The organism is Sinisalibacter lacisalsi, from assembly GCF_014640115.1.
In the GTDB taxonomy this organism is placed as follows: Bacteria; Pseudomonadota; Alphaproteobacteria; order Rhodobacterales; family Rhodobacteraceae; genus Sinisalibacter; species Sinisalibacter lacisalsi.
This window is the reverse complement of record NZ_BMGI01000005.1, coordinates 74,022-93,112: the sequence shown is the minus strand read 5'-3', so window position 1 is coordinate 93,112 and position 19,091 is coordinate 74,022. Positions and strand designations below refer to the sequence as shown.

The 19,091-nt window shown below is 66.0% G+C and carries 20 protein-coding genes; 12 read left to right on the top strand and 8 right to left on the bottom strand.

The features are described 5' to 3' along the window. Positions 1-52: 52 nt before the first annotated feature. From IEW01_RS14420 to IEW01_RS14370, 11 genes are all read left to right on the top strand, one after another. Positions 53-925, top strand: a complete 873-nt coding sequence (locus tag IEW01_RS14420) for a MurR/RpiR family transcriptional regulator (protein WP_188528959.1) — start codon at positions 53-55, stop codon at positions 923-925. A gap of 37 nt (positions 926-962) precedes the next feature. Beyond that, a complete protein-coding gene (locus IEW01_RS14415) occupies positions 963-1,931 on the top strand; it encodes a TAXI family TRAP transporter solute-binding subunit (RefSeq protein ID WP_188528957.1) in 969 nt (322 codons plus the stop codon). A gap of 99 nt (positions 1,932-2,030) precedes the next feature. After that, positions 2,031-4,640, top strand: coding sequence for a TRAP transporter permease (locus IEW01_RS14410; protein WP_438810826.1), 2,610 nt, complete (start codon positions 2,031-2,033; stop codon positions 4,638-4,640). Further along, entirely contained in the window at positions 4,637-5,068 is a 432-nt protein-coding gene (locus IEW01_RS14405; protein WP_188528955.1) for a universal stress protein, read from the top strand. Before IEW01_RS14410 ends, IEW01_RS14405 begins: the two co-directional genes overlap by 4 nt. Positions 5,069-5,199: 131 nt before the next feature. Then, a complete protein-coding gene (locus tag IEW01_RS14400) occupies positions 5,200-8,067 on the top strand; it encodes a monovalent cation/H+ antiporter subunit A (RefSeq protein ID WP_188528953.1) in 2,868 nt (955 codons plus the stop codon). A 1-nt stretch (position 8,068) separates the two neighbouring features. Beyond that, entirely contained in the window at positions 8,069-8,443 is a 375-nt protein-coding gene (locus tag IEW01_RS14395) for a Na+/H+ antiporter subunit C (protein WP_188528951.1), read from the top strand. Next, positions 8,440-9,969: a monovalent cation/H+ antiporter subunit D gene (locus IEW01_RS14390; protein ID WP_188528949.1), complete on the top strand. Its 1,530-nt coding sequence runs from the start codon at positions 8,440-8,442 to the stop codon at positions 9,967-9,969. The genes IEW01_RS14395 and IEW01_RS14390 overlap by 4 nt, the downstream gene beginning before the upstream one ends. A 2-nt stretch (positions 9,970-9,971) precedes the next feature. Further along, positions 9,972-10,463 carry a Na+/H+ antiporter subunit E gene (locus IEW01_RS14385; RefSeq protein WP_188528947.1) on the top strand — a complete coding sequence of 164 codons (492 nt, stop codon included), beginning with the start codon at positions 9,972-9,974 and terminating at the stop codon, positions 10,461-10,463. Then, positions 10,460-10,729, top strand: a complete 270-nt coding sequence (locus IEW01_RS14380) for a K+/H+ antiporter subunit F (protein WP_188528945.1) — start codon at positions 10,460-10,462, stop codon at positions 10,727-10,729. Before IEW01_RS14385 ends, IEW01_RS14380 begins: the two co-directional genes overlap by 4 nt. A gap of 7 nt (positions 10,730-10,736) precedes the next feature. After that, positions 10,737-11,111, top strand: a complete 375-nt coding sequence (locus IEW01_RS14375) for a Na+/H+ antiporter subunit G (RefSeq protein WP_188528943.1) — start codon at positions 10,737-10,739, stop codon at positions 11,109-11,111. Between the two features lie 154 nt (positions 11,112-11,265). Next, the gene (locus IEW01_RS14370) at positions 11,266-12,303 is read left to right on the top strand and encodes an AI-2E family transporter (protein ID WP_188528940.1); all 1,038 of its coding nucleotides are present in this window, start codon (positions 11,266-11,268) and stop codon (positions 12,301-12,303) included. A gap of 14 nt (positions 12,304-12,317) precedes the next feature. On the opposite strand, the gene hypA is transcribed toward IEW01_RS14370, so the two are convergent. From hypA to IEW01_RS14335, 7 genes are all read right to left on the bottom strand, one after another. Further along, on the bottom strand, positions 12,318-12,659 hold the full coding sequence (gene hypA / locus IEW01_RS14365) for a hydrogenase maturation nickel metallochaperone HypA (RefSeq protein ID WP_188528939.1): 342 nt from the start codon (positions 12,657-12,659) through the stop codon (positions 12,318-12,320). Positions 12,660-12,729: 70 nt separating this feature from the next. After that, positions 12,730-14,448, bottom strand: coding sequence for a nickel-dependent hydrogenase large subunit (locus tag IEW01_RS14360; protein WP_188528937.1), 1,719 nt, complete (start codon positions 14,446-14,448; stop codon positions 12,730-12,732). A gap of 16 nt (positions 14,449-14,464) precedes the next feature. Then, on the bottom strand, positions 14,465-15,730 hold the full coding sequence (locus IEW01_RS14355; RefSeq protein WP_229738287.1) for a (Fe-S)-binding protein: 1,266 nt from the start codon (positions 15,728-15,730) through the stop codon (positions 14,465-14,467). After that, a complete protein-coding gene (locus tag IEW01_RS14350; protein WP_188528935.1) occupies positions 15,727-16,392 on the bottom strand; it encodes a hypothetical protein in 666 nt (221 codons plus the stop codon). Before IEW01_RS14350 ends, IEW01_RS14355 begins: the two co-directional genes overlap by 4 nt. Further along, positions 16,389-17,483 (bottom strand): hydrogenase small subunit, encoded by a 1,095-nt coding sequence (locus IEW01_RS14345; protein ID WP_188528933.1) that lies wholly within the window; start codon positions 17,481-17,483, stop codon positions 16,389-16,391. Before IEW01_RS14345 ends, IEW01_RS14350 begins: the two co-directional genes overlap by 4 nt. A gap of 13 nt (positions 17,484-17,496) precedes the next feature. After that, positions 17,497-17,934 carry a hydrogenase expression/formation C-terminal domain-containing protein gene (locus IEW01_RS14340; RefSeq protein ID WP_188528931.1) on the bottom strand — a complete coding sequence of 146 codons (438 nt, stop codon included), beginning with the start codon at positions 17,932-17,934 and terminating at the stop codon, positions 17,497-17,499. A gap of 143 nt (positions 17,935-18,077) precedes the next feature. Further along, positions 18,078-18,560 carry a hydrogenase maturation protease gene (locus IEW01_RS14335; RefSeq protein WP_188528929.1) on the bottom strand — a complete coding sequence of 161 codons (483 nt, stop codon included), beginning with the start codon at positions 18,558-18,560 and terminating at the stop codon, positions 18,078-18,080. A gap of 50 nt (positions 18,561-18,610) precedes the next feature. Here IEW01_RS14335 and IEW01_RS14330 point away from each other — a divergent pair, with 50 nt between their 5' ends. Further along, positions 18,611-18,847: a HypC/HybG/HupF family hydrogenase formation chaperone gene (locus IEW01_RS14330; RefSeq protein WP_188528927.1), complete on the top strand. Its 237-nt coding sequence runs from the start codon at positions 18,611-18,613 to the stop codon at positions 18,845-18,847. A 111-nt stretch (positions 18,848-18,958) separates the two neighbouring features. Here IEW01_RS14330 and cydX read toward each other — a convergent pair whose 3' ends face one another. Then, positions 18,959-19,084, bottom strand: a complete 126-nt coding sequence (gene cydX, locus IEW01_RS14325) for a cytochrome bd-I oxidase subunit CydX (RefSeq protein WP_188528925.1) — start codon at positions 19,082-19,084, stop codon at positions 18,959-18,961. Positions 19,085-19,091 lie beyond the last annotated feature (7 nt).

Here is a 19,091-nt window from a genome sequence, read left to right as displayed (position 1 = left end):
ACAATATGTGAAACAAATGAAACGCTTCCTTTCGGAGGGGAGTCTGATCGCAATGGAACCGAGCTTTGAGCACAGGCTTGCCGATGGCTACGGCAAACTCAGTGCACGGCTGAAAGAGGCCGGGGATTACCTCGTGGGCCATCCGATCGACGCCGCCACGCGCAGCCTGCGGTCGGTGGCCGACGAGAGCGGGCTTGCCCCCGCCACCTTCACCCGTCTCGCCAAGGCGCTGGATTACGAGAACTTCGAGGCGTTGCGCGAATCGATGCGCGCGCAGATCGGGCGGCGGGTGACCTCCTTCGCCTCGCGGGCGGACGCGTTGCAGCGGGCGCCAAGCGAAGAGCCGGGCACGCTGTTGCAGCGCAATCGCGACGCGGCGGTGGCCAATATCGAAAACCTCGCCAGCGAGATCGACGGCGCCCAGCTCGACGCCACCGTGGCCCGCCTGTGCCATGCGCGCCGGGTGGTGGTGATGGGCGGGCTCGGATCGACCGGGATCGCCGAATACAGCACCTACATGGCCAATTTTCTCGCCGAGAACTGGCAGCAGGCCGGCCGCATGGGGGCATCGCTCGGCAGCGCCCTGTGCGGGCTCGACGAGCGCGATGCGCTTTTCGTGATCACCAAGCCGCCCTATGCGCGGGCATCCATCCAGGCAGCCGAGATGGCGCGCGCGCAGGGCGTGTTCGTGGTGGTGGTGACCGACAGCCACACCTGCCCGGCGCTGCGCGCGGCGCATTCGGGCTTCATCGTGCCCTCCGACAGTCCGAATTTCTTTTCGTCTTACGTGGCGACCCTGTTCCTGATCGAAACGATCATGGCCATGGTCGCGCGTCACGCCGGGCCGGAAGCGACCCGGCGGATCGCCGAGGTCGAGCGGCGCAACCGTGACCTTGAAGAGGTCATCGACGGCCGACCGGCCTGAACCTTCAACAAGAACCTGATTCACAAGGGAGAAAGCAATGAATCAACAACTCAGGATCGGCCTCGCTGGCCTTGCCGCCGCCGCCTTCATGGCGCCTGCGGCGGTCGCCGAGGAGTTCATCACCATCGGCACCGGTGGCGTGACCGGCGTGTATTACCCCACCGGCGGCGCGATCTGCCGCCTCGTCAACAAGGACCGGCGCGACCATGGCGTGCGCTGCTCGGTCGAAAGCACCGGTGGTTCGGTCTACAACCTCAACACCATCCGCGAGGGCGAGCTGGAATTCGGCGTGGTGCAGTCGGACTGGCACTACCACGCCTATAACGGCACCTCGAGCTTCGCCGACCAGGGCGCCAACGAAGACCTGCGCGCGGTGTTCTCGATCCATCCCGAGCCCTTCACCATCGTCGCGCGCGCCGATTCCGGGATCAAGACCTTCGCCGACCTCGAAGGCAAGCGCGTGAACATCGGCAACCCGGGTTCCGGCCAGCGGGGCACGATGGAAGTGCTGATGGAACGCTGGGGCTGGACCACCGACGACTTCGCGCTGGCGACCGAGCTGAAGGCGGCCGAGCAGTCGGCGGCGCTGTGCGACAACCAGATCGACGCGATGGTCTACACCGTGGGCCACCCCTCGGGCTCGATCCAGGAAGCCACCACGGCCTGCGACTCGGTGCTGGTCGAGGTTGCCGGGCCGGTTGTGGAACAGCTGGTTGCCGACAATTCCTTCTACCGCGTCGCCACGGTTCCCGGCGGCATGTATCGCGGCAACCCCGATGACGTGCAGACCTTCGGCGTCGGCGCGACGCTGGTGTCTTCGGCCGACGTCTCGGAAGACGCGGTCTATGCGCTGGTCAAGGGCGTGTTCGACAACTTCGACGAGTTCAAGGGCCTCCACCCCGCCTTCGCCAACCTCAAGGAAAGCGAAATGATCGCCGATGGTCTCTCGGCACCGCTGCATGCCGGCGCCGAGCGTTACTACCGCGAGCGCGGCTGGCTCGACTGAGCCTTGTCTCCGGCCGGGGGGCGGACGATGCGCCGCCCCCCGGATTTTTCATGAAATGATTTTTCACAGAACAAGGCCGCAAGCGCCGGGACGGGGATCATGTCGGACAGCGAAAAGCGCAATCTGAGCGAACAGGAATTGCAGGATCTCGTCGCCGCCAGCGACAGCGGCGCGCGCAGCGTTCCCGGCGGGCTCGGCATTTTCATCGCTGCGGTGGCCCTCACATGGTCGGTTTTCCAGGTGCTGCTGGCATCGCCCGTCTCGCCCTACATCCTGCCCGCCGACCTGATCAACAACGCGCGCCAGATACACCTCGCCTTTGCCATCTTCCTGTCGGCGATGGCCTATCCGCTGTTCCGCAGCGCCCCGCGCAACCGGATCCCGTGGTATGACTGGGTGCTCGCCGTCGGCGGCGCGGCGCTCGCGCTCTACGGCTATGCCTTCTACGACAAGATCGTCTCGAACGGCGGCCTCGCGGACGCGACCGACGCATGGTTCGCGGTGGCGGGGCTTGTGTTCCTGTTCATCGCCGCCTACCGCACTCTCGGCCCGGTGATGGTCGTGCTCGCGGTGATCTTCCTGCTCTACGTCTTCTTCGGCTCCTCGGACCTCGTGCCCGACCAGATCCAGTGGGCCGGCGCCAGCCTGCGCAAGGCGATGAGCCACATGTGGATCACCTCCGAGGGCGTCTTCGGTATCGCGCTCGGCGTGTCGACCAAGTTCGTCTTCCTCTTCGTGCTGTTCGGCGCGCTGCTCGACCGGGCAGGGGCGGGCAACTACTTCATCAAGATGGCCTTCGGCGCGCTCGGCCACCTGCGCGGCGGCCCGGCCAAGGCCGCCGTCGTCGGCTCGGCTGCGACCGGCCTGATCTCCGGCTCGTCGATCGCCAACGTCGTGACCACCGGCACCTTCACCATCCCGCTGATGAAGCGGGTCGGGTTCAGCTCGGAGAAGGCCGGCTCGGTCGAGGTGGCCTCGTCGGTCAACGGCCAGATCATGCCCCCGGTGATGGGGGCGGCGGCCTTCCTGATGGTGGAATACGTCGGCATTTCCTACGTCGAGGTGATCACCCACGCCTTTCTGCCGGCCGTGATCTCCTACATCGCGCTGATCTACATCGTGCATCTCGAAGCGGTGAAGAACAACATGCCCACGATAGGCGACCGGGTGGTTTCGCTCGGCCGGACGGCGGGCGGCATGTTCGCCTTCTTCGCCGGCTTCGCGCTGCTGAGCTACAGCATCCAGTACCCGGTGCGTGCGGTGGTGGCGCTGGTGCCCGAGGGCGCGGGATGGGTGCTCACGCTGCTGATCGGGCTGGTCTACCTCGGCCTCGTCTGGCTCGCCGCCCAGGAGGACGATCTCGAACTGGACGATCCGAAATCCGAGGTCGTCGAACTGCCGGAGGTCTCCAAGATCTTCAAGACCGGGCTCTATTACCTGCTCCCGATCATCGTGCTGGTCTATTTCCTGATGATCGAGCGCAAGTCGCCCGGGCTCTCGGCGTTCTGGGCCACGTTCCTGCTGTTCTTCATCCTGCTCACGCAAAAGCCGCTCAAGGCGCTGTTCCGGGGCGAGGGCGATGCGCTCGGACGGGTGCGCGAAGGCCTGGCCGACCTCGTCGGCGGCATGATCGCGGGCGCGCGCAACATGATCGGCATCGGTCTGGCGACCGCGACCGCCGGCATCATCGTCGGCACCGTCTCGCTGACCGGGATCGGGCAGGTGATGGCCGATTTCGTCGAATTCCTCTCCGGCGGAAACCTGATCCTGATGCTGGTCTTCGTGGCGATCCTGTCGCTGATCCTCGGCATGGGCCTGCCGACCACGGCGAACTACATCGTGGTTTCCTCGCTGATGGTGGCCGTGGTCGTCGAACTGGGCGCGCAGTCGGGCCTCGTGGTGCCGCTGATCGCCGTGCACCTCTTCGTGTTCTACTTCGGGATCATGGCGGACGTGACGCCACCGGTGGGGCTCGCCAGCTTCGCCGCCGCCGCGGTGTCGGGGGGCGACGCGATCCGGACCGGCTTCACCGCCTTCTTCTACAGCCTGCGCACCGTGGTCTTGCCCTTCGTCTTCATCTTCAACACCGATCTCCTGCTGATCGACGTGACATGGATGCAGGGCATCCTCGTGTTCATCGTCGCGACCATCGGCATCCTCGTGTTCACCGCGGCGACGATGGGCTGGTTCGTGACGCGCTCGCGGATCTGGGAAACCGTGGCCCTGCTCGGCATCGCCTTCGCCCTGTTCCGGCCGGGGTTCTTCATGGACCAGATCCAGCCGCCGTGGGAGGAGATCGCCCCGGCGCAGATCGAGGCGGCCCTCGCCGAGGCCGATCCGGGTGACGAGTTGCGCATGGTGATCGCCGGCCCCGATTTCGATACCTTCGCGATGAAGGATTACACCCTGGTGATCACCGTGCCGGAGGGCGCGGACGGCGCCGCCAGGCTCGATGCGCTGGGCCTGATCGTGATGCCCGAGGGCGAGCGGGCGATACTCGACGAGCCGATGTTCGGCACGCCGATCGCGGAGCGGCTTTCGAGCTTCGATTTCTACGCCGACGACCGGGTCGAGATCACCGCCGTGCGCGCGCCGGCCGACCAGTTGCCCAAGGAACTCATCTTCATTCCGACCCTGATCCTGCTCGGGCTGATCGCGCTGATCCAGTCACGCCGGGCCAGGGCGATGCCACAAGGAGAACCGGCATGATCCAGACGATCCTTTGCGCCGTCGACGCCAACCGGCCCGAAACCGAGATCAAGGTGCTGCAACAGGCCCACCGGCTGGCGGAGATGGAAGCCGCGCAACTCGACATCATCACCGTCATTCCCGATTTCGGCATGAGCTGGGTGGGCGGCTATTTCGATGCCGACCACACCAGGAAAGCGGTCGAAGCCGCGCGGCAGATGCTCAACGACCTGGTCGAAAAGGCGATCGGCGCTGAAGCCAACAAGAAGGTGCGCCACATCATCGGCGTCGGCTCGGCCTACCACGAGATCCTCGAGACGGCGGAGAAGGACGGCGCCGATCTCATCGTGCTCGGCGCGCACCGGCCTGACCTGAAGGATTACCTGCTGGGGCCGAACGCGGCGCGGGTGGTGCGCCACTCCAGCGCCTCGGTCTACGTCGTCCGCTGAGCCGCCGGGGGCGGCTGGCCCGCCAGCCGACATTTTGTTGAACGCGGGCCATCCGTCTTCGGGTTGCACTCCCGATGGGCGGACGCCATCTTTGGCCGTGAAGTTCAGAATCAACAAGAGCGGTGCGGGGCATGGGTGACGGCGGCGTATTCCTTTTTGTGATCGCGTTGCTGCCATTCATCGGCGCCCTGGTGCCGGGGGTGATGATCCGCGCCGGGCGCAACGCCTGCGCGACCTTCACCGCCGTTCCGACGGCACTGGCACTGATCCTTCTGATGCTGCTGGCCCCGGCGGTCCTGCGCGGCGAGGTGATCGAGGCGGAGCTGGTCTGGCTGCCGCAACTCGGCCTTTCGGCCTCCTTCTTCCTCGACGGGCTTGGGCTTCTGTTCGCGGCGATGATCCTCGGCGTCGGGCTGCTGATCACGCTCTACGCCCGGTTCTACCTCTCGGGCGACGATCCGATGGGGCAGTTCTACACCTACCTGCTGCTGTTCCAGGGTGCGATGCTGGGCATCGTCCTGTCGAACAACATCCTGCTTTTGCTGATCTTCTGGGAATTGACCAGCCTCTCCTCCTTCCTGCTGATCGGCTACTGGAAGCACCTTCCCGAGGGGCGCCGCGGCGCGCGGATGGCGCTGGCCGTCACCGGCGGCGGCGGCCTGGCGATGATCGGGGGGATGCTGATCCTCGGCAACATCGCCGGCAGCTACAACCTGACCGACATTCTCGCATCCGGCGAGGCGATCCGCGCCTCAGAGTGGTATCTGCCGGCGCTGATCCTGATCCTGATCGGCGCCTTCACCAAGTCGGCACAGTTCCCGTTCCACTTCTGGCTGCCGCACGCGATGGCGGCGCCGACGCCGGTTTCGGCCTACCTGCATTCGGCGACGATGGTGAAGGCGGGGGTATTCCTTCTGGCGCGGATGTGGCCGGCGCTGGCGGGCACCGACGCGTGGTTCTACCTCGTCGCCACCACCGGACTGGTCACCATGGTGATCGGCGCGGTGATCGCGCTGTTCAAGGACGATCTCAAGGCGCTGCTGGCCTTCTCCACCGTGTCGCACCTCGGGCTGCTGACCATGTTGCTCGGTTTCGGCACCCCGGCGGCGGCGGTGGCGGCGGTGTTCCACGTCATCAACCACCTCACATTCAAGGCCGCGCTGTTCATGATCGCCGGGATCGTCGATCACGAAACCCACACCCGCGACATCAAGCGTCTCGGCGGGCTGGCCCGCCTGATGCCGGTGACGGCGGTGATCGGCACGGTGGCGGCGCTCTCGATGGCCGGAATCCCGCTGTTCAACGGCTTCGTGTCGAAGGAGATGATGCTGGAGGAAGCCGCGCATACAGCGTGGTTCGAGAACCCGTGGATCGTGCCCGCGCTGGCGACGCTGGGGGCGCTGTTCTCGGTCGCCTATTCGTTCCGCTTCATCGTGCACGTGTTCGGCGGCCCGGTGCGCGACGACTACCCGCGCCAGCCGCATGACCCGCCGGCGGGGATGTATCTCGCCCCGGCGTTGCTCGCGGTGATCGTGGTGCTGATCGGGGTCATGCCGTTCCTCGCCGAGCCGGTGGTAGCGGCGGCGGTGAGCGCGGTGACCGGCACCGAGATGAGCCCCTACCTGAAGCTCTGGCACGGGCTGACGCCGGCGCTCTGGCTGTCGATCATCGCGGTGCTCGGCGGCGCGGTTCTGCTCTGGCTCCACCGCCCGCTCGCCCGCGCCTGGGATGCGGCGCCGCGGCCCGAGGCGAAAGCCATCTTCGATGCCATCATGGGGGCGGCGGTGCGCCTTTCGCGCATGATCAGCGAGACGCTGCACGACGGCGTGCTTTCGCGCTACCTCGCGATCATGGTGGCGGCCTCGGTCGCGCTCGGCGCGATCGCCTGGTCGGGCGGCGGGCTTGCCGCGCCCACCCGCACGCCGCTGCCGGTGCCGCCGGTGGTGGCGGTCGGCTGGGTGCTGCTGATCGTCGCAACCGCTTCGGTGGTGATCACGCACCGGCACAGGTTTCAATCGCTGGTCATCATCAGCATCATCGGGCTGATGATCTCGGTCGGCTTCGTCTACCTCTCCGCCCCCGATCTCGCGCTCACGCAGATCTCTGTCGAGACGGTGACGATCATCCTGCTGCTGCTGGCGTTGCACTTCCTGCCCAAGCAAACGCCGGTCGAGAGCAGCCCGGCGAGGCGTCTGCGCGATGGCCTGCTCGCCCTCGCCGCAGGGGGCGGCGTCGGGGCGGTGGCCTACGCCTTCCTGCTGCGCGACGTGGACGCGATCTCCGATTACCACCTCGCCAATTCCTACGAGGGCGGGGGCGGCACCAACGTGGTCAACGTCATCCTCGTGGACTTCCGGGGCTTCGACACTTACGGCGAGATCATCGTGCTCGGCATCGCCGGCTTCGTCATCTACGCGCTGACCGAGGCGCTGCTCAACGGCACCGCGTCGCGGCGGTTGCGCCAGATCGAATACGAGCCCGATCGCTCGCGCGACCGTCACCCGCTGATGATGGTGATCGCGACCCGGGTGATGATGCCGATCGCCGTGGTTGTCGGCGTCTACATCTTCCTGCGCGGGCACAACCAGCCGGGCGGCGGCTTCGTCGCCGGCCTGGTGATCTCGATCGCGCTCCTGATGCAATACATGGCGTCCGGTTTCGCCTGGGCGCAGGCGCGGCGGAAATTCGAATACCATTCGTTGATCGGCTCGGGCGTGGTGATCGCGGGCCTGACCGGGGCCGGGGCCTGGCTCGCCGGCAAGCCCTTCCTCACCAGCGCCTTCGGCTACGTGCATTTCCCGCCGATCGAGGAGTTCGAACTGGCCACGGCGATGCTCTTCGATCTCGGCGTTTTCCTCGCCGTGCTCGGGGCGGTGATGCTGATGCTGCACAGCCTTTCGCGCCTCGCCCGCCATGCCGGCGAAACGGTGAACCTGGAGCCGATGGATTTCGACCCGCGCACGCGGGCCGAAGCCGAAGCCGACGGGAAGGGTGGTTGAGATGGAATTCCTCGTTGCCAGTTCGATCGGCGCGCTGACCGCCGGCGGGGTCTACCTGATCCTGCGCCTGCGCGCCTTTCCGGTGATCCTCGGCCTCGCGCTGCTGACCTACGGCGTCAACATCTTCCTGTTCGCGTCCGGCCGGCTGGCGATCAACCTGCCGCCGGTGCTGTCGAAATACGCCGATACCGCCTATACCGACCCGCTGCCGCAGGCGCTGGTGCTGACCGCCATCGTCATCTCGTTCGGGATGACGGCGGTGCTGGTGATGGTGGCGCTCGGGGCCTACCTGAATTCGAGGAGCGACCGCATCGACATGGACGACGAACCGCTGGACCGCGATGACGAGCCCGGGTCCGAGGAGGCGCCGAAGTGAATCACTGGATCATCGCCCCGATCATCCTGCCCGCGCTGCTCGCGCCGCTCATCGGTTTCGTCATGCGCCACGACATGCCGCTGGCGCGGAGCTTCTCGCTTGCCGGCAGCGTGGCGCTCGTCGCGCTCGCGGCCGGGCTCGTGTCGCTCGCCGCGGGCGGCGAAACCATGGTCTACCGCCTCGGCGACTGGCCCGCGCCCTACGGGATCGTGCTTGTGCTCGACAGGCTCTCGGCGCTGATGATCCTGCTCACCAGCCTGCTCGGGCTGATCGTGCTGGTGCACGCGGTCGCCACGGGCTGGGATGCGCGCGGGCGGCATTTCCACGCCCTGTTCCAGTTCCAGCTGATGGGGATCGTCGGGGCCTTCCTCACCGGCGACGTGTTCAACCTGTTCGTGTTCTTCGAGATCCTGCTGATCGCCTCCTACGGCCTGATGATCCATGGCGGCGGGCGCGACCGGATGCGCGCGGGCCTGCAATACGTGGTGATCAACCTCGTCGGCTCGACCCTGTTTCTCTTCGCGCTCGGCGTGCTCTACGCCAGCACCGGCAGCCTGAACATTGCCGATCTTGCCCTGCGGGTGGCCGAGATCCCGATCGAGGAAGCCGCGCTGGTGCGGCTCGCGGCGATGCTGCTGATGATCGTCTTCGCGATCAAGGCGGCGATCTTCCCGATCCATTTCTGGCTGCCCGGCGCCTATGGCAACGCCCCGGCGCCGGTGGCGGCGCTTTTCGCGATCATGACCAAGGTGGGCGCCTACGCGATCATCCGCATCCACACCACCATTTTCGGCCCCGAAACGGCGGCGACCGACGGGCTGGCGGGCACATGGCTGTTCGCCGGCGCGATCGTCACCATCGCGATCGGTGCTTTCGGCGTGCTCGGCGCGCGCCGGCTGATGCCGCTCATCGCCTTCACGGTGGTGGGTTCGATGGGCACCCTGATGCTCGGCGTCGCCGCCTTCAGCCCCGAGGCCACCACCGCCACGCTCTATTACCTCGTGCACTCCACCCTCGCCGCCGCCGCGCTCTTCCTTGCCGCCGACCTGGTGCTGACGCGGCGCGAAAACGGCGCCCTCACCGCCCAGCCGGTGACGGTGCAGCACGGGCTGTTCGCGGCGCTGTTCTTCGGCGCGGCGATCGGCGTGGCGGGGATGCCGCCGCTCAGCGGGTTCCTCGGCAAGCTGCTGTTGCTCGACGCGCTGCGCGCGCCGGGCCAGATCGGCTGGGCCTGGAGCGCGATCCTGCTCGGCTCGCTGTTCACCATCGTCGGGCTTGCGCGGGCGGGCAGTATCCTGTTCTGGAAGTCCACCGCCGTCGAGCCGCCCGAGCCGGTCGAGGGTGAGGCCGCCGCGCCGGCCGCGCGCGCGCTGGAGGTTGCGCCCACGATGGCGGCGCTGGCGATGCTCGCAGGGCTCGCCGTGTTCGCCGGCCCGCTGGCGAATTATCTCGATGGCGCGGCGGCGCAGTTGTTCGATCGGGCCGGCTACGCCGGCGCGGTGCTCGGTCTCGAGGCGGGAGAGTGACGATGTTTGCGCGCCTTGTTCCCCACCCGATCCTGAGCCTGACGTTGGCGATCGTCTGGCTCGGGCTTGTCAACAAGATCACGCCCGGCAACGTTCTGCTCGGCGGTCTGCTCGGGCTGGTGGTGCCGATGCTCACCTCGGCCTACTGGCCCAATCGCCCGACCCTGCGCAACCCGGGCATGGCGCTGAGCTATATCCTGATCGTGCTGTGGGATATCGTCGTCGCGAATGTCGAGGTCGCGCTGATTATCCTGTTCAAACCGCGCGCGGCCCTGCACTCGCAATGGGTCACCGTGCCGCTCGAACTGACCTCGCCGGAGGCGATCACGGTTCTCGCGGGCACGATCACGCTGACGCCGGGCACGGTGTCGACAACGCTCTCGGCCGATGCGGGCAGCCTGCTCGTGCATTGCCTGCACACCGACGATCCCGACGGCGTGCGCGACAGGATCAAGCAGCGTTACGAACGACGTCTCATGGAGGTTTTCGAATGATCACCGCTGCACTCGTCTTCGCGTTCGGCTGCTACGGGCTCGGGCTGCTGTTCAACCTCTGGCGCATCGTCAACGGGCCCAACAGCGCCGACCGGATCCTCGCGCTCGACACCATGGTGATCAACATCATCGCGCTGCTGATCCTCTACGGCATCCTGCGCGGCACCGCGGTCTATTACGAGGTGTCGATGCTGGTGGCCATGGTCGGCTTCGTTTCAACCGTCGCCTACAGCCGCTTCCTGCTGCGCGGCGACGTGATCGAGTGAGGTGGAGATGACCCTGTTTGCAGAAATCCTCATCGCCTTCTTCCTCGTCGTGAGCGGCATCTTCGGCCTCGTCGGCTCCTTCGGCCTGATCAAGCTGGGCGAAACCATGCAGCGGCTGCATGCCCCGACCAAGGCAACAACGGTGGGCGTCGGCGGGGTGCTGATCGCCTCGATGCTCTATTTCCTGCTGATCGAGGGCAACCTTTCGTTCCACGAACTGCTGATTACGCTCTTCCTTTTCCTGACCGCGCCGATCACGGCGAACTTCGTGGCCAAGACCTACGTGGCGCGCCACCTCAAGCGGCATGACCTGCCGGAAACCGGGCGCGCGCATGGCTGGTCGATCTACGACGATCCGCCGGGGCGGTCAGAGGACGAATGAGACCACGCCCGCGCGTGGCCTTGCGGCTGCTCGGCGCGCAGGTCGCCGGAAAATTCACCACCGGGCCGATCCGGTGGCAGGGATTCGCAGCGGCCGGCCGGGCAGCAGATGATTTGGTCTCGCACTCGGCGCGGCGATCTGCTTTTTTGAAGGCATGAAGCTTTCGTCCCTCACCTACGGCACGGCGCTGGCGATCATGTTCGGCTGGCTGCTCTGGATCGGCAAGCCGGTGCTGCTGCCGGTGCTGGCCGCGATCATCGCGATCTACGTGCTGGCGGAGGCGACCACCTGGCTCGCCAAGCTGCCGGTGCTGCGCAATGCGCCGGGGTGGCTGCTGCGGCTGATCCTGCTGCTGGCCTTCTCCGTCGCGCTGTTCTTGCTGGGGATGTTCATCACCACCAGCCTTGCGCGGGTGCTGGACGCGATCCCGCGCTACGAGAACAACCTCGACGCCCTCGTCGGTCGTTACGCCACCACCTTCGGGATCGAGGGCGAGCCGACGTGGCTGGCATTTCAGAACGCGACGATCGGGCAGGTCAATACCGCCGCCTGGATCCCCACGATCCTGAACAACCTGCGCGGCTTCGGCAGCACCTTCTTCTTCATCGTGCTCTACGCCTCGTTCCTGTTCGCCGAGCGCATCCAGTTCGCCACCAAGTTCGATCTCGCCACCCGCGATACCGTTCAGCGCGACCAGGCGCTGGCGCTGATCCAGCGGATCAACGAACGGGTCGGCACCTACCTCCTGGTCAAGACGCTGATCAACATCATCCTGGGCGGGCTGTCCTACCTCGTGCTCTGGGCCATCGGGATCGAATTCGCGCTGTTCTGGGCGATCCTGATCGCGGTCTTGAACTACATTCCCTACGTCGGCTCGCTGATCGCGGTGATCTTCCCGGTGCTGCTCAGCCTCGCGCAGTTCGGCACGCTGGGCATGGCGGCGATCACGCTGGTGACGCTCACCTTCCTCCAAACCTACGTCGCGTCCTTCCTCGAACCGCGGCTGATGGGGCGGACGTTCAACCTCTCGCCGCTGGTGGTGCTGCTCGCACTGGCGTTCTGGACGGCGCTCTGGGGCCTGCCCGGGGCGATCCTCGCGGTGCCGCTCACCTCGAGCCTCGTGATCGTTCTGGCCGAGATCAAGGCCACGCGGCCCTTCGCGATCATGCTGTCGGCGAACGGCAGGCTCTGAGGCGGGGCGGAGCCTCAGTCCACCTCCATGTCCTTCACCCGCATCTCCTCGCCACCGGTCACCTGCACCTTGTAGCCGCCGCAGGTGGGGCAGGGGGTGCCGAGCCGGTCGATCTCGATCGGCTTCATGCAGTCATGACACCAGGCCTGGCCCGGCGTGCGCTCGATCACCATCTTCGCCCCCTCGGCCATCGACCCTTGCGAAACCGCCTCGAAGGAGAACGACAGCGCCGATGGTTCGACGTGGCTGAGCGCGCCGATCTCGAGCCGCACCAGCGCGACCCTTGCCGCGCCTGCCTTGCGCGCATGGTCTTCCACGATCCTCACCACGCTCTCGGCCAGCGCCATTTCGTGCATCTCGTCCTCCGCTCCGGGCGTGAAAAAGGGGCGACCCGTGGGCCGCCCCTCCAGATAAGGTATTGATGCCTCAGCTCACCTTGATCTGCATCGTCTCTTCACCGTCTTCGCCCACCATGTGCACAGCGCAGGCGATGCAGGGGTCGAAGCTGTGGATCGTGCGCAGGATCTCGAGCGGCTGCTCGGGGTTGGCCAGTTCGTGGCCCTTGAGCGCGGCCTCGTAGGGCCCGGCGAGCCCGTCGGCATCGCGGGGGCCGGCGTTCCACGTCGTCGGCACCACCGCCTGGTAGTTGGCGATCTTCTGGTCCTCGATCACGATCCAGTGGCCGAGTGCGCCGCGCGGGGCCTCCATGTAGCCCGCACCTTGCGCCTTGTTCGGCCAGGTCGACGGGTCCCACTTCTCGGAATTGTGGGTCTGGAGGTCGCCGGCGCGGATATTGGCGATCAGGTCGTCATACCAGCCGCGCATCCAGTCGAGGTAGATCTTGGTTTCCAGCGTGCGCGCGGCGGTGCGGCCGAGCGTCGAGAACAGCGCGTCCACCGGCACGTCGAGGGTGGAGAGCGTCATGTCGACGAGCTCCTTGGCGTGGGCGTTGCCGGTGGCGTAGAGCATCAGCATCCGGCTGAGCGGCCCCACTTCCATCGCCTTGCCCTTCCAGCGCGGCGACTTCAGCCAGGAATAGCCCTTGTCGACGTCGAGCTGGTCGAAGGGCGGGTTCGGCCCGGTGAAGTTGAACTCGGTCTCGCCCTTGTAGGGGTGAAGCCCGGTGCCGGGGCCGCCCTGGTACTGATACCAGGCGTGATCGACGAATTCCTGGATCTCGTTTTCCTCGTGCAGATCGACCTCGTGCACGGTGGAGAGATCGCGGTCGAGGATCACCCCGCGCGGCACCAGGAAGCTCGAGGCGTCGTTCGACGCGCCGGTGGGGAAATCGCCATAGGTCAGGAAGTTGCCCACGCCCTCGCCGATGGCGCCCCAGTCCTTGTAGAACGAGGCGATGGCGAGCGTGTCGGGCAGGTAGGCCTGGTTGACGAAATCTTCCATCTTGGTGATCACGCGGGAGACCTCGGCGAGGTCTTCCATGTTGATCCCGCCGTCGGAGTTGGGCGAGATCGGCGAGGGCACGCCGCCGACGAGGAAGTTCGGGTGCGGGTTCTTGCCACCGAAGATCGCGTGCAGCTTGACCACGTCGCGCTGCCATTCCAGCGCGTCGAGGTAATGCGCCACCGCCATCAGGTTCGCCTCGGGCGGCAGCTTGTAGGCCGAATGGCCCCAGTAGCCGTTGGCGAAAATCCCGAGCTGGCCCTGCTCGACGAAGGTTTTCAGCTTGGTCTTCACATCGGCGAAGTAGCCCGGGCTCGACTTGGGATAGTTCGACAGCGACGAGGCCAGATCGGCCGTCGCCTTCGGATCGGCGTCGAGCGCGGAGACCACGTCGACCCAGTCGAGCGCGTGCAGGTGGTAGAAGTGCATCACGTGGTCATGCACGTATTGCGCCGCGATCATCAGGTTGCGGATCAGCTGCGCATTCTTCGGGATCTCGATCGACAGCGCATCCTCCACCGCGCGCACACTGGCGACGCCGTGAACAAGGGTGCAGACGCCGCAGATGCGCTGGGCGAAGGCCCAGGCGTCGCGCGGGTCGCGCCCCTGAAGGATGATCTCGATGCCGCGCACCATCGTGCCCGAGGAATAGGCCTCGGCGATGGTGCCCCCGTTCATCTGCGCCTCGATGCGCAAGTGCCCCTCGATCCGGGTGATCGGGTCAACGACCAGTCTCTTGTTCATGCTCTCGTCTCCCCTCTCAATCCTCGTCATCCAGGTATTCGGCCATCATCTCGGTCAGGCCCAGCACCTCGATATCGTCCATGTTGCGCGCTTCCAGCTGGTTTTCCAGCGTCGTGTGGCAGAAGGCGCACATCGTCACGATCTTCTCGGGCGCCACCGCCTCGATCTGGCGCTTCTTGATGTTGAACGCTTTCGCCTGGAGGTCGTTCGCACGCGTATTGGCGCCCACGCCGCCGCCGCCCGAGCAGCACCAGTTCATCGTTCCCGCATCTTCGGTTTCGATGAAGTTGTCGGACACCATGTTCAGCAGGTTGCGCGGCTCCTTGTTGATGCCGCCGCGGCGGTTGATCTGGCAGGGATCGTGGAAGGTGATGCGATCGTGGTCCTTGCCCTTGGTCTTGAGCTTGCCCTCGGCGCGTAGCTTGTCGAGCAGTTCGATGATGTGCACCACCTCGAAGGGATACTCGCGGCCGATCAGGTTGGGCCCTTCCCAGCGGATCGCCTGGAAGGCATGGCCGCACTCGGGGCTGATCACGCCCTTCACGCCCAGTTTCTCAGCCGCATCGACGACGCGGGACACCAGGTTCCGGGCCACGTCGCGGTTGCCGAGCTGGATTCCGACGTTGGTTGCCTCGAAGCCTTCGGTCGAGATCGTCCAGGTCACGCCGGCCTTGTGCATGATTCGGGCAACCGCCGCGATCATCTCTTCACCAGACGCGATCTCGTGCGACGACAGGATCAGCATGTAATCGACGCCGGGCTTGTCGAGTTCGATCTCGAGTCCGGTCTCGGCGCTGGCCTGCTTGACGCGGGCATGGAGCGCCTTGGTCAGGTCGCCCATCGGCGAGGTGCCGTCGGTGTGCCGTTCGGCCGCGCCGACCAGGTCGACCGGGCCGTGGCCCGAGGCCGACATGCCTTCACGCATCTTGCGGATCATCATGGTGATGTCGTTGCCCACCGGGCAGACCATGGTGCAGCGGCCGCACATGGTGCAACTGTCGTAGACCAGCGTTTCCCATTCGGTGAGGTCTTCGTCGGTGATCTTCTTGCCGAGGCCGAGCATGGATTTCGCGCGGCCGAGCAGGGTGTATTCGTTCGACCAGAGCCGTTGCATCAGCTCGAGCTTGTGGATCGGCGTGTATTGCGGATCGCCGGTCTCCTTGTAGAACAGGCAGGCTTCCGCACAGAGGCCGCAGCTCACGCAGGAGGTGAAAAAGCTCGCCACCGGCGCATCGATCTGTTCGCGCAGCGCATTGAGGCCGCGTTCGAGGGTCGCGGTCATGATTCGGCTCCTTTCCGGCCCTGGATCGAGCCGTTGTAGTACCGCGCCATCGCAAAGGTGACGGCGTGCATCAGCTTGGTGAAGGGGAAGGCGATCATCAGCAGCTCCGCCGAGAGGATGTGCACCGCCATCATCAGCGTCGGATCGCCGAAGATCTGGTTCACGGCGACGTAGCCGGTGACCAGCGGCAGGCCCGAGAGCACCAGCACCAGCCAGTCATCGAAGCGGGTGAGCGCCCGGCGCACCGGGTCTTTCACCCGGGTCCAGGCCAGCGCGAGCAGTGCGATCACGCTCGCCGCCGCCGCGGTTTCGATCAGCGCCTTGTTGGCGGCGGGCCAGTTGAGCCCGATCAGGTCGTCGACCAGCGCGATATGCGCGCCGAGGAAGAAGAAGGCGATGAAGAAGCCGATGTGGAAGACGTAGCCGCCGATATAGGTGACGGGGGCGTCCTTCATCATGCCCTTGCGCGGGACCGAGCGGGTAAAGATCGTCTTGATCCCCTGGCTCACCGGGCTGCCCTTGGGCTTGGCCAGATCCTTCTTGCGGCCGAGCACCACGATTTCCACCACCCGCAGCAGGATGCCGCCGATCAGGATCGTGAGCGCGATGTCGAAGCCGGGGCCGCGGGCCCACATCAACAGGTCGAAATATGGGTTGTTCATGTCTTCTTCTCCAGATCATGCGCATCCACGGTCTCGTGCGCCCTGGCCGCGCGCGCCTTGTTGGCCCGGCCGACCGCGCCACCGGCGACGCCAAGCGCCGCCCCCCCCGCGACCGCCGCGAGGCCGAGCTTGCGGTATTCGCCCGCCGGCACCGAGAGCGGTTTGTAGAAGCCGCCGTTGTCCCAGAAATCCGGTTCGGTGCAGCCCAGGCAGCCATGGCCGGCCTGGATCGGGAAGGACGTGCCGTTGTTCCACTTCACCGTGGCGCAGACCGAGCGCGTGGTCGGTCCCTTGCAGCCGAGCTTGTAGAGGCACCAGCCCTCGCGCGCGCCCTCGTCGTCGAACCCTTCCGCGAACAGCCCCTTGTCGTAGAACGGACGGCGGTAGCAGCGGTCATGGATGGTTTCGCCGAAGAAGGCCTTCGGCCGGCCGAGTTTATCGACCTCGATGCTCTCCAGCCCGAAGGTGAGGAACTGCGCCAGAACGCTGGTCATCACGATCGGGATCGGCGGGCAGCCGGGCACGTTGATGATCGGCTTGTCGGTGATGATGTCGCTCACCGAAACCGCGCCGGTCGGGTTGGGATCGGCGTGCGGGATGCCGCCGTAGGCCGCGCAGGTGCCCACCGCCACGATCGCGGCGGCGCCCTCGGCGGTTTCCTTCAGCATGTCGAGGTTCGAGATCCCGGCGATGGTGGAATAGCCGGGGTTCCCGATCGGGATCGAGCCGTCGACCACCACGAGGTAGTTGCCCCAGTTGTCCTTCATCGCCTGTTCGCGGGCATGTTCGGCCGCGTCGCCCGAGGCCGCCTGCAGCGTGTGGTGATAATCGAGCGAGATCACGTTGAAGATCAGGTCTTCGATCGTCGGCGCGTGGCTGCGCGTGATCGCCTCGGTGCAGCCGGTGCATTCCTGGAAGCTGAGCCAGATCACCGAGGGGCGCGCGGTGGTTTCCAGCGCGTGGGCCACCTTCGGCGCCAGCATCGGCGGCAGCGCCATGGCCGACGTAAGCGTGGCGCAATACTTCAAAAAGCCTCGTCGGCTGATCCCGTGTGCCTTCATAAGGTCCGGGAGCAGGGGTTTGTCCGCCATCGCGTGCCTCCTTTCAATGTGTCCGGCTGTCGTGCTCTTCGAGCCGGATTGCCAGCCGCGCGAGACCTGCTTCGGCGTCTGCACGTTGGGTTTTCAAAATTTCGGGCAGAAAAGTGACCTCGACGAAGCGCGACAGCGTCTCGCCGTTCTGGTCGAAATGGTCGATGCGCCAGACACCGGGAATGCCGGTTTCCTCGACGTGGCTGGTGCCAAGCACGTCCAGCGTCGCGCTGAGTTCGCCCTTGCCCAGCACCTCGTCGAGCAGCCGCTCGTCGCCGGGCCCGAAGGGAATGGCGCCCAAGTCGATCGTGCTGGTGGTGCCAGTGGCGAGCAGGGCCTCGAGGGCGGCGTGAATTTCCTGCAGAACGGGCCGGGCGTTGCCGGTGGAAATGTGTGATTTCAAGAGGTCGACCGCCTCGCGGCCATGCAGATTGTCGCTGTTGGTGCTCACGCGAACGTCCTCCCCTCCTGCCGCCGAAAAACCGGACTGGCGGCAGGTTTGTGGCAGATTGCCGCGCCTTCGATCACGGCGACTTGATCTGCATCAAGAAAATGCATGTATCTAGTTTATTGAATTTGTTGGAGCTTCGCGGATCAGCCGCGCCAGCGCCGGGCGAGGGCCAGAACCGCCTCGGCCGCGCGCGGGATGGCGGCGGCGACGGCGGGGGTCATATGCTCGCCAACTGTAAGTATTTCTGGCTGAATTCCGACCAGCGCCCGCTTTTCGGGCACCGCCCCGCGCAGCCGCAACCCGTCCATCACGTCATCGAGGCCGATGTCGTGCGGATTGCGCCCGCGGGTGCGCAAAAAGTGGTCCATCTCGGCCCCTTCGAACAGCTTGAAGGCGCCCGGTTGCTCCCCGAGCCAGGCCGAATCGCAGACGATCATCGCGTTTGCGTCTTCCATGGCAACCATGAGCGTAAGCCCCATGGTGCCGCCGTCCATCGCCTCCAGCCCAAGCTCTGCGGCGTCGGGCAGCGCGCCGACATGCTCGGCCAGGCGCACGCCCGCCGCCTCGTCGGTGAGCAGCACGTTGCCAAGCCCCAGCACCAGGATTGTGTTCTTGCCCGTGGTCATGGCTGCGAGCATACTGGCTTGCGAGCCACCGGCAAGCGGAGACGACAGCCATGTGCCTGACCATTCCGATGCGGATCGAAGAGATCGATGGCAACCGCGCCCGCTGCGCCGCGATGGGGCAGGAGCGCTGGGCCGATCTCATGCTGGTGGCGGGCGATCCGCCCGAGCCGGGCGACTACGTGGTGATCCATCTCGGCTTCGTGCAGCGCACCGTGCCGGAAGCGGAGGCGCTGGAAAGCCACGCGCTGTTCCAGGAAATCGCCGACACGCTGGCCCGCGAGGGCTGACCCCCGATCAAAGAGAATGGCCCGACCGCGTGGGTGCGGCCGGGCCACCTGGTGCCCCCGGCGCGCGGAAAGGGACGCGAAAAGCGCACCCGGGGAATTCGCGCCGCGCGCTCAGTCGTCGCGCGCGGGCTGCTTGTTCATCAGCTTCTCGTCTTCCTGCAGTTCCAGCCACATCGCGTTGATCACGGCGAAACCGGCGGCGAGGGGCAGGCCGAGGAGCCAGGCGAAATACCACATGTCGTTT